This is a genomic window from Streptococcus sp. OH4692_COT-348, assembly GCF_003859975.1.
Classification (GTDB): Bacteria; Bacillota; Bacilli; order Lactobacillales; family Streptococcaceae; genus Streptococcus.
Window position 1 is genome coordinate 212572 of record NZ_RQZB01000005.1, and the last position, 10901, is coordinate 223472.

Genomic DNA, 10901 nt, shown 5'->3' on the forward strand with positions numbered 1-10901 from the left:
TGGTTTACCTTCCTTTCTTACTCAATACCGCCATAGCGCTCAACTTCAGGGGCTAACAGCTGTTGGTTAAAGACCAGATTTCCTACCCCTGCAATATTCATGAATAACTGTCCTTTCGCCAGACGAGGCAAAGTCTCTAGTTCAGACTGGTTCATTGATCCAGATAAGGCGTTAGCTAGTAGAGGAACACTGGTTTCGTCCGTCTGAGCAAAAACTCTATATTGCATCAGACCAAAAATCCTCTGGACTGCCGTTACGTACGGATCCTTATGAGTGCCAATCCCCGTCTCAAACAGAATCCCTCGCAGTGAATTAACAGACAATACAACACCAGCAAAGTTTTCGCCCATTGTATCAATCATATCAGCCAGAAGGTTGACACTACTTTCATGCTTAGGGTCAATGAGTGTCTGTGCCCCACTAATATTGACAATATAGTGCTGCATATCCATCTCCGTTAAGTCAGGACGTCTCTTCAGTAATTGCTTACAGCGTTTTCCGTTATTGACAATATCAGCTGAGACAAGTGAAAGAACAGAGAATATCTGAACATTTAACAAATGAGGGGCGTTCTTCAACCCTGAGAAGTCAAATGTTACAACTTGCTCTGAAGAAATATCTTGAAATTCGGTTGTTCCCTCGAAAATTTCTGCGTTTGTTGTCAATAGTTCGTTAAACGTATTGTAAATACGCTTAACAGCCTTGTGTTCGGCTTTATCCGCACTAGTTTGTTCCAGTCGACGTTTGTAGGCATCAACAAACAAAATAAAATCAGACAGAATAGGATACTCTTCCTTCACAATATCCGTCGCTTTCAGTTTTTCTGGATTCAATGAAGGATTTCGAGCCCACAAATTTTCTTCAATGTAAAACTCATTCAGGAGAGTTCCAAATGTGATTAAATCGTCTCCTGTCACTTCATTATTCAGAAGTTTATAGATACTCTTCAGTTTTTCGATATGAAGGTTGTAAGATTTTTTCTTATCGATTTCAGTTCCTGCTTCATTGGTCACTGTTGGAAATACCTGGAAGATATTGATACGGTTAGCCTCACCTGATAAATCAAGAATCAATCCATGTTGTTTTCGTGTCTGATCAAGAAACTGGCCAGTAGCATCAAAGTTACGAATATAATGCCCCTTCGCATAGAGACCGTCTGTGTGTTTCATAAGAAAAGATCGCTGTCCCATCTTTGGATTTCCAGATAGGATCATAAAGGAGCGTGTTCTTTTCTCGTCACGTTCTAGAAAATTGAAATTTACCGCTCCATTTGTTGGAGTCCAACCCAGATAAAAACCCTTCTCATCTTCTAGTTTCGTATGATTAAAGAAATATCCACCAGCTATTGAGTAAGCTGGAGTCGGTATTCCTCTTCGATGATTGGGCAAATCAATCTGATATTCAGCTGGAATAAATGGAGCATGGTATTCAAAATCTAATTCTCCAGACAGAATAGTGGATTTGAATTTCGACGTTTTGTCTTTGACCTCTTCAACCTTCTTGAATAATTCTTCTTTGGTTGATGCGAATGTAAAGACACGAATATACATCCCGTACATAGCTATATTTTGCTTATCAATTTCACGGCTTAGTTTATTCAGTTTGTCAATTTCATCTAGTTCTTTCCGATTATTGGTTAGTTTGCTATTGTTTGTAATCCGTGTTGACTTCTCTTCAATAGAGTCCTCAATCTCTTTTTGAAGCTGTCTGTTATCCTCCTTGTACAGTGACAGGAAGGAACGTGTACCAGGAATCAACAACAATTCAGAAAGCCAAAAACGATCCATACCTTCAGTTGGATACTCATAATAGTGTAAGACCGTATGGTGCCCATCTCCACTTATCCAGGAGCGGTCATCCTTTTGAAAATCAATATTTCCTTGCGGTTGAATCTGACTAAGAAAGGCAAGGTCATATCCTTCATTTTTTAGTTGTCTTTGTCTACGTTTTGATAAATCAGGCATGCTATCTCTCCTACACTTTCTCATTCATATTGTTGTATTGCTTTATAATTTGAATTTTCTTCCTGTAGCTAATATCTTGTGGAACAAAATCATTATTTCCATAGGTTTTAGCCTTCCGAACCAATTCGTCCAATTCGGTTGTTGTAGGTGCAAATAGCCACAGTATAAACTCTGTATTATAGACTTCTTGTCGGATGCTTTCTTCAACTTTAATTTGGCTTTGAAGCCAAATTTCACGATCCTTGAGTTGTAAATAACGTCTATCATTTACTGATAACTTAGACATTTCTTGTCGCACTAAATCCAAATGATGGCGCAAGTCAGAAATTTGTGTATCTGTATTTGTTGGTAAAGTTGTCGTCTCCACTTGGATATTCGGTCCAAATCGAGTCAACCAGGTTTCAAAATTTTCAATGGTTCTCATAACCTCGTTATAAGACATCGATCCTAAATCTTTACCTGGTATTTCCATCAGCTGCAAGTATCCATAATCTACTAACTGGATATAAGCCTGTCTGTTTGGAATAATTGATTTTACGTCTAACAACTCAACACAAGAATGTAAATCGAAATATTCCTGAGTATGCTTCTTCATTTCTCGAATACGTCCTAAAGGGCGTTTCTCAATATTTTGGGATGAAGTTTGTTTAATTGCCATTATGATTTTCTCCTTCTGATATAGTTCAAACTGATGTAACGTTTTCTTCTTCGTCTGAAGAAAAGAAACATACTGTGCCAATTCTTTTTACCACCGTTAGCTGGCAACACCAGATACAAACTCATAACTGGTGTTAAAAATATGAATGCGAACATTTGTATCCATTGACTTTTCGGAAAAATTCTTAATCCAACGCTTAGAGCAATTAGCCCAGTTATTCCTACAAATGTAATATCCAGAATAAGAAGTCCTATAATCTTGATTTTGGCATAAATATCTCTAGGTACACCATATTTTTCACCGTACATTAATTTCTCCTTTATATTTGTTTTGACACTAACATTATAATGAATAATCGAAAATATCTTTTAAAGGGACAATAGCATTTTTCCCATCATCCTTCAGGAATAAATTACACAAAAAGTTATATACTTTTTTACACAATAAAAGAAGCCTCAATCTTGAGACTTCTTAACTAAATCAAAGAATGCTTCTTCAGAAAGAAAAGTAATCAATTGGCCTTCTGATAGTCTTCTAAGCGCTGCATCATGCTTCTTAGACCTTTTATCTGGATCAAAAAGATTCAACTGCTTGTGTCCTACAACCAATATATCTGTCCTAGAAGACACATAGTTTTGCACGACAGCCCCTTTACTTTCTAAAAATCGTACTGCTTCTTCTCTAGTTAGAGGACGTAGGCTTCCTGTGATAACAATATTCTTCCCTGTTAAATCCATAATTCATCCTATTCCTCCTCTTCAGGACTTTCAGCACCTGTGATATGACGTCCTCCCTGCATACGCTGTCCTGCTTGTTGCATCTGTTGGTTCATGTATTGCATTTGACTCATGCTCTGTTGAAACTTTTGTTGAGAAGAGTCTGCTTGTTTCGGTGGTTGTGTCGATTCTACAACTGATGGAGATGAATTTTGAATTGGTGGCTCCATTCCTCCAGTTAGATGAGATGAATCTTGAGTTGGTGATGCTGATCCTCCAGTTGGATGAGATGAATTTTGGATTGGTGGCTCTGTTCCTCCAGTTAGATGAGTTGAGTTTTGGATTGGTGGCTCTATTCCTCCAGTTAGATGAGTTGAATCTTGAATTGGAGATTCCGTTCCTCCAGTTGGATGATTTGACTCTTGGATTGGTGCCTCTGCTCCTTCAGTTTGAAGTGGTGGATCTTGAATTGGGGATCCTATTTCTTCAGCTGAAGGAGTTGAATCAACAATAGGTGCATCCGTTGTTCCTGGATCGATTGGTGGCTCAGGAATGTCAACTGGTCCAAATTGATCAATTCCAGGAATCGCATCGTTTTTCAAAGCGTTATAGGTCGCATTGTGAGCAGAGGTGGCTTTATCATCCAAGTTATTTAAAACATTGCCAACTGCTCCTTTCGTATTTTGCATAGTTTCAAATGCTTTCCATTCTGCCAAATCAACCATATTACTTACTCCACCTTTGGCCGCATTCATTAATCCCTGATCTCTTATAGAGTTCAGAGCACCTTGGATACCACCTCCAGTTCTGGCAAGACTATTCCCCAGAATCTGACTGCCTTTAGACAGGGCATCTGGAGTTTTTTTAGCCATATCCATACCAAATTGACCAAGTGCCATACCGCCATTAAAGACACCACCTGCTCCAGCCGCAAAGGCATTGCCCATCATCATAGCACCAAGCAATTGTTGCGCTGTTTCGCTATGTCCTGTTGAAACTCCAAGCCAGCGTTCAATCATGGCCACTCCTTGCATTGCCGCAAAGAATACTCCAATATAGACAAAGGCAGCTGCAAGACACTGTTCCCACATATTGAGTCCATCAAAGAATCCGCCAGAAAGCTTAGATACTGCTGAAACAGAAAGGATTGGCAAATCTCTGAAAATCTCAAGTGTTACACGCATAATGATAACTTCAAAGAAAATTCCAGCTAAGGCACCTCCAATGGTTCTTAACAACTCTTTATATTTCTTTGAATTTGATAGGGAACTATATCCAAGAATTGGAGAAATCATTGCTTCAATCAGGATATCAAAGATTGATTTAACGAGCTTAATGATCATGCTGACCAAGAGAATAGCTAGGATTATATACTGGAGGAACATTCCTATCCAGTTGACTTTATAACGCATATAAACCGATTCAAAAGCACTCAATTGATTAATGACTCGGTGTTCTGTAATGCTTTCAACCCCTGTATTATTGGAATTCAACTTATGGAGGAACAAGCCTTTAATTCCTGCTATTTTATCGTTTTTCTGTATATCATCTAACATTTTTGGATTTGTCGTACCATAGTTTGCCCCAAAATCAATCTTGGTCGCAAAATCTGCCGTATCCCGTTGGTCAGGGTTATCCGTGATATTATTGACAGGGGTAGAACCCTCCTGAACGGGCTTGATATAGCCATAATCATCCATTGGAAACAACTCTGTAGAAAAATCTTTGTATATCAAGACTTTTAGGTCTACTACATTATTTTTCATGGGCTGAAGAGCCAAGGAGGAAGTTGGTTGACTACCAGATGGCGCTTCGCTGGAGACTGTCTGGATAGACATGGCATCCTGTGCCACTGCTGTTGAGATGGTGGTCAAAGCTAAAGGCAAAACCGTGGTTACTGCAGTTACCAAAAGGAAATTAATAATAACCCCCTTATACTTTACTGGCTTAGTAAAAACGCCTGCTATAGCCGACACAACCAAAATCAGAGTAAACAAGGACGTTCCTAATATCTGAAACCAGTAGAAAAATTGACCAATGACTGTCTTCTGATCCCCCAAATATCCGAAAAGCCCAAAGAGCTTGAACATATTATTAAAAACATGTTCTAGACTGGAAATGATTTGATAAAAAGCTTTAACGATCCCTCCTGGTAAATAGGATAGATATGCCATAAATGCAGGAGTCGGTTCTAAATAGTTTCCCCAGTAGGAATAGAATTCCGCCAGCTTTTTTGCATTCTCGCCTGTGATTTCACCATTGAGTTCCTTGACCTCATTCACCAAATCTGAAAAGGTTTGATAGTGCACTAAAGGTACCTTCTTTCTTTTTAAGATACCCCTATCATATTCGATAATGACAAAATCGTTTTTAAAGGGACAATGAAATTATGACAACAAAAAAGCCTCAAGTAATTGAGACTTTTCTAAATTAATCTGCTGTTCCATTGAAATCATAGAAAGCATTGTCTTCTTTATAGCCACGACGTAGCTCAATGATTCGGATTTTTTTACCACCCTCAGTCAAGACAACTTGATAATAAGCCTCTGCTTCTTCAGGCTTACCTATATCCCTATAATCAACAGCGATTGTAAAATTGTCTTTTCCTTTCAGTTGACTTTCTAAACTAACAATAGTTCCCCTGAAAGAGGCTGGAATTGCCTTCACTTGTTCTTCTGAAAGCACACTGTAGTTAATACTTTCACCGTCGTTATTTGAAATGGTTCGCTTTTCTTTGTCAAATTTTAAGGTAGTTCCTACTCCACCTTTAAAATCAAGACTCTCATAACCATCTTCCTGTGAAAAGCCTGTATAGCTATCTTTTAGCACATTTTTAGCAATAGAATCAGGTGATTTTTGACCACAAGCTCCAAGTATAATCAAGGCTAAACCTACTAAAACAATTCTTAAAAAGTACTTTGCTTTCATCATTTATCTCCTAACCATTCTTTATTTTATTATAGCAAACATCTTTTTTTCTTGCAAGTGTTTATATAACTTATTGTATATCTTTTTAGATAACTTCATCCGCAAAAAAGTCGTCTCCATCATCATAATAATCATAGTCACCTTGAATAACACTAGCTACAGTTGCCTGAAATAGTTCATCTGTGGAAGTAAATGATTGGGATTGTACCTTTTGTCCTTTACTGTGACGGCCTGATAATTTAGGAGTCTCTCCATTGTTGCTGAGGAGAGGCATGGTCAAACGTTGCCTCCAGTCTATGATGTTGTTGAAGGCTGTACCTGCATCAACTGCGATCTCCTGGAGTTCTAGCTCACGGTGTGCACTTTCGACTGGAATATCCGCAAGAGTCATCGATGTATCAAATTCCTCTTGTAAGAACATGTACTTGTAAGGGAAGCTCGTCTTATCATGTGCGAAGATTGGATCCGTTGTGACCTTACGTCCAACATTATCCCGTCCCTTGACTCCACGTAAGATAACCGCTTCTCCTTCCTGGAGCTTGGCCAATTGAGTTGGTGTCAACAACTCTTGTTTTGGATTCTCGACTGACACGTTTGGATTGGCTTCGTCCAGGATGTTACTGGAGCGCCGTCTTCTGGTGATGGTACGTGTACCCAACTCAGCACTAAATTTCTTATTGGTATCTGGAGACGTTGTTTTGACGTAAACCTTCAACGAACAGTTATCCATAATTGTTTGAGCAACATTTTGGCCATATACATTGTACAGTTGCTCCAGATTTTGAATCCATAGGTAATAGAGAATGTTTTGTCCCAATCCGATAGAAATTTTCGTATCCATGTGAGGAATGGCTGGCATGTTTGTAAACTCATCCAAGATATGGAGAATGCGATTGATACACTTCCGACCATTTGTTAATGCAAGCTCATAGTTGGCATTGTATAACTGATCTAAGAACAAAGAGACAATCCCATTGTACTCTGTGCGGTTTGGCGGTGTTACCAGGTAGATGATTTTCGGTTTATCTGAATAAATCAGTTCAATATCCGACTCCTGAAGAAGATTTTGGGTGTCTTCTTTATTCTTAAGGACGGTTATATCGATATGATCTAAAATCGGCTTCTTGGTATATTCATCTAGTTCTAGACTATCTCCAACTTTTCGATAGACTTTTTCAGCTGAAAATTGGAAGACTTGATCCCGAACAGGGGAATGGCCATTGTTCTTATGATTGAAATCAATCGTTACCGTAAACTGATCTGGAAGTTTAGGCTCGATGGCATAGGTCAGATAGCCTTCCCCATCTACAAGAGCTGTAGCTTGCTTTACATAATCGACCTTCTTTTCGACTTTACCCCACTTCTTCAATCCTGTAATCGTTACTTTAGCAGTTTTGTGCTTGAACTCATTTTTAAGTTGACTATTGGTGCTTGATCTCAACTTGACAGACAATCGACGTGGGAAACCAAAAGACTCTAAATCAATAGAGTTTTTAGAAGTCAGTTTGGCCACGTTGTCTTGCAAGAACAGGTTGATTCCTGTCATCATGCTAGAGTAGACATTCCCTTTAGTCTCATCACCACCAAAGTCTGAAGCACGAAATTCGATGTCCGCCATTTGTCTAAATTTCGAGAATTGTTTTTGATTGACTTGTCTCAAATTATCAAAATAGACTGTGATTTTTGACTTCTTCGATACTTGTTGTTCTCTGCTTGGATTCTCAACGATTTCACCAGCACCATCTACAAAGACTTCTTCAGACCCCATTGTCGCCAAGAATTTCGCAACGTTAGGGATCGTAATGGTATCCCAGGCATCGTCTTCACCATTTTGATAGGTTTCATTAGCTCGATCCATCAAAGCCATTGTAAGAGCATTAAATAGGGATATAGAAGACTTACGGAAGTATTCTGCATTTCCCTTCTCTCCACCTTTTTGTTTCGGATAAATGGATTCTGCGACTGCATTGACATAGGTTTGAGTTTTCTCATAGTAGCCCTTCTTTGCGGCTTCTATGGCCAAAGCTAGAGGATTGTAGGACATGGACCAATCCATATTTTGGAAAGAAAGAACATTGACATCATAGCCACGTTGTCTCATGAGTTTGTAAGAAGCTTGGTAATGCTCACCTTTATTATCTCCTACAGCCATCGATGGTTGCAACTCCGCACGGCTATTGATTTCAATTGCTGGAGTAATATGACCTTCACCCTTACCTGAACGAGTCATCCCAATTCCTAACAGATTCGTCGGCTTATCTTCAATGTAATAATATCCAGAAGGAAAAGCTAACATGCCTAAAATCCGCTCCGCATTGGTCACATATCGACTGATTTTCCTATTTTGCCATAACATCTGAGTCCTCAGTGTTTGTCCTGCTAAATCATGAGTCAGTTCATGAAATACAGGAGCCCCACCCTCACCTGGATAAGTTAAAGCTTTATTGGGGATCTTTTTGTATTGTCGACGAATTTCATCAACCGTCACAAAGCGATCATCTCCTTCTTCATTGTTGTTATAGTCTCGAAACTGCTCGAAGTTTATCCAGGCAGATTTCCAAGCGATAACTAAGCCCAATAGAAAGAGTGGAAATGCTAAAATCGGTGCTATCAAGAAGACCTTAGTATTCAATAAGCTTTGAAACAAGAGGCTGTTTAAGTCAAAGTTTACGGCTTTACTAGCATCTTTAAACGACCAAATACTAAAATAGAGAAAGCGGATTGTAGCCCTCAAAACAGTAACCAGGTAATTCGTTAAGATAAAAGCAATAAAGCTAAAACCTAATCCCATATAAACGAAGCTACGATAACTTTTAAAATAAAGAATCGGTTTCATTTCTTTATCAAATCGTTTCCGTTCTCGTTTAACAAAAGGGAGAGTGTAGAACATCCTGAAGAAAATATTCCAAAGGATGAGAGAGACAAGCGCCAAGAGTTTAGGTATGAATGACTTCATCCAATTGAACAACCCTCTAATTGATTTGAACCATACTTGTTTCCAATCAATTTCTTTACGATTTTTCCAACCTCTTAATAACCTTTGATAATGTCTTAAAAAATACGGCTGGAAGAGTTTGAATAGGTAGTAACCTGCGCCTCCTAGAAAAAGGAAGGTAGTGATCCAACTGGCTCGAATCAGTTGGATAAGGGTATAAAATACTACTTCAAATAACTCAAACAAACTACTACCCCCTTACACCTTCCAAAAACCATTCCATTTTTCGAGTATAGAAGCTCGAAAAGAGAAATATGTGAAACTGTAGCCTTGGAGAGGCTTTCTCATAACGGTGAAAGTAATTTTCTAACCATTTCTCTCCATCCAACTGAAGAACATTCAATCGACTGGATCGACTTTGTTCTAAGTAATTGGTTACCTGAAGAGATTCCGCAATCAATTCATCAGACAGATAATTGTATTTTTGTCTTGTCATCATTGCACTCCTTTCTGATTATTTCTTAGTTCCCCTCTATTCTAAAGGATAATATCAAATTCTTTGTTAAAGGGACAAAAGATATTGTTATATCATAAGTTATATAACTTTTTATATAATAAACAAGCAACAAAAAAAGCACACAAGTGTCCTTGTATGCTTTCAATCCCTCTAGAACGGGGAATCCGCATCCATTGGTTCAGGATAGGATGGAGGATTATAACTTGGTGTCGGCTGAGAAAAGCCCTGTTGTTCCTGCTTACGTCGATTAGATGCCTCCTTATTTTCAAGGAAAGTGATTCCTCCTTGTTGGTTTGGTGAAATAAACTGATACGTCCGACGTTGACCTTGTTCATCATTATATGGTCGTTGGATAATTTCTCCTTTTAAGAGAATTGGAGAGCCCTTAGATAAACTCTGAGCCATCAATTCTGCTTGTTTCCCGTATACTTGCACATGGAAGAAATTAGAAATTGGTTTATTTGTATCATCAGTCATGCTAGAGTCACAAACAAACTCAAATTTAAAACTCACATGACCGTTTTGAGTTCGACCTACTGCATCGCTTGGGATGAATGCAACACGTCCAGAAGCGATAAATACTTGCATTTTTTCTCCTTTCAATAAAGACCACAAGAGAGTTATACCCCAGCTTGTGGTCATTCTTTCATTTTAATTCATCAAATTAGTTTTCTTTCGACTTACGGAGACCTGCGAGACTCAACAATCCCAAAATCATTCCTACAACTGGAAGCATGCTACTTGCTGTTCCAGTATTTGGCAGTGATTGTTTTGGTTTTCCTGGTTCTTCAGGTTTTGGTGGTTCTGGAGTGTGGGTTGTTACCTTTGCAGTCATTTCTTGTCCATTGACAATATTGACAAAAGTATTCTCAACTTCTCCAGCTGCAATACGCTCGACTTCGATGTAGAAATCTGCATCAAAGGTTCCTTTAACCCCTAGAGAGTTTAGGAAATCTTGATTGATAACGTAAGACCATTGACCACCTTTGGCATCCCACTTAACAGTTACAAGTTTCTTGATAAACTCTGAATTAGTACCTTGGTTAAATTCAAAGGTGAAGGCATAAGTGCTACCTTTGGCAATCTTATCGCCTGCTTTGATAACCTTACCATTTTTCAATGTCACATCATAAGGCAACACAAGCTCTTTTTCTGCTGTGTATTCTGTACCCTTGATGATACC

Annotated in this window: 10 protein-coding genes; all 10 read right to left on the reverse strand. The window is 38.7% G+C overall.

The window, feature by feature from the left end; all coding sequences use genetic code 11:
• Window positions 1–17: 17 nt before the first annotated feature.
• Window positions 18–1964, reverse strand: coding sequence for a virulence factor (locus EII37_RS04505; protein ID WP_124787717.1), 1947 nt, complete (start codon window positions 1962–1964; stop codon window positions 18–20).
• A gap of 10 nt (window positions 1965–1974) precedes the next feature.
• Window positions 1975–2622 (reverse strand): hypothetical protein, encoded by a 648-nt coding sequence (locus EII37_RS04510; protein WP_124787718.1) that lies wholly within the window; start codon window positions 2620–2622, stop codon window positions 1975–1977.
• Window positions 2622–2930: a DUF5592 family protein gene (locus EII37_RS04515; RefSeq protein ID WP_049538583.1), complete on the reverse strand. Its 309-nt coding sequence runs from the start codon at window positions 2928–2930 to the stop codon at window positions 2622–2624. Before EII37_RS04515 ends, EII37_RS04510 begins: the two co-directional genes overlap by 1 nt.
• A 147-nt stretch (window positions 2931–3077) precedes the next feature.
• The gene (locus tag EII37_RS04520; RefSeq protein ID WP_185695947.1) at window positions 3078–3359 is read right to left on the reverse strand and encodes a BRCT domain-containing protein; all 282 of its coding nucleotides are present in this window, start codon (window positions 3357–3359) and stop codon (window positions 3078–3080) included.
• Window positions 3360–3367: 8 nt separating this feature from the next.
• Window positions 3368–5647 carry a pLS20_p028 family conjugation system transmembrane protein gene (locus EII37_RS04525; RefSeq protein WP_124787720.1) on the reverse strand — a complete coding sequence of 760 codons (2280 nt, stop codon included), beginning with the start codon at window positions 5645–5647 and terminating at the stop codon, window positions 3368–3370.
• Between the two features lie 121 nt (window positions 5648–5768).
• Complete coding sequence (locus tag EII37_RS04530; RefSeq protein WP_080982883.1) at window positions 5769–6269, reverse strand: lipoprotein; 501 nt, start codon at window positions 6267–6269, stop codon at window positions 5769–5771.
• Window positions 6270–6351: 82 nt separating this feature from the next.
• On the reverse strand, window positions 6352–9447 hold the full coding sequence (locus EII37_RS04535) for a VirD4-like conjugal transfer protein, CD1115 family (RefSeq protein WP_124787721.1): 3096 nt from the start codon (window positions 9445–9447) through the stop codon (window positions 6352–6354).
• A gap of 4 nt (window positions 9448–9451) precedes the next feature.
• Window positions 9452–9697, reverse strand: a complete 246-nt coding sequence (locus tag EII37_RS04540) for a hypothetical protein (RefSeq protein ID WP_124787722.1) — start codon at window positions 9695–9697, stop codon at window positions 9452–9454.
• Window positions 9698–9868: 171 nt separating this feature from the next.
• Window positions 9869–10306 carry a single-stranded DNA-binding protein gene (locus EII37_RS04545; protein ID WP_124787723.1) on the reverse strand — a complete coding sequence of 146 codons (438 nt, stop codon included), beginning with the start codon at window positions 10304–10306 and terminating at the stop codon, window positions 9869–9871.
• A gap of 76 nt (window positions 10307–10382) precedes the next feature.
• On the reverse strand, window positions 10383–10901 hold a 519-nt coding region (locus tag EII37_RS04550), incomplete at its 5' end, for an LPXTG cell wall anchor domain-containing protein (protein ID WP_124787724.1).

Coding starts and splice junctions, on each gene's coding strand:
- EII37_RS04505 (WP_124787717.1), bottom strand. CDS start 1,964: ATGCCTGATTTATCAAAACGTAGACAAAGACAACTAAAAAATGAAGGA.
- EII37_RS04510 (WP_124787718.1), bottom strand. CDS start 2,622: ATGGCAATTAAACAAACTTCATCCCAAAATATTGAGAAACGCCCTTTA.
- EII37_RS04515 (WP_049538583.1), bottom strand. CDS start 2,930: ATGTACGGTGAAAAATATGGTGTACCTAGAGATATTTATGCCAAAATC.
- EII37_RS04520 (WP_185695947.1), bottom strand. CDS start 3,359: ATGGATTTAACAGGGAAGAATATTGTTATCACAGGAAGCCTACGTCCT.
- EII37_RS04530 (WP_080982883.1), bottom strand. CDS start 6,269: ATGATGAAAGCAAAGTACTTTTTAAGAATTGTTTTAGTAGGTTTAGCC.
- EII37_RS04540 (WP_124787722.1), bottom strand. CDS start 9,697: ATGACAAGACAAAAATACAATTATCTGTCTGATGAATTGATTGCGGAA.
- EII37_RS04545 (WP_124787723.1), bottom strand. CDS start 10,306: ATGCAAGTATTTATCGCTTCTGGACGTGTTGCATTCATCCCAAGCGAT.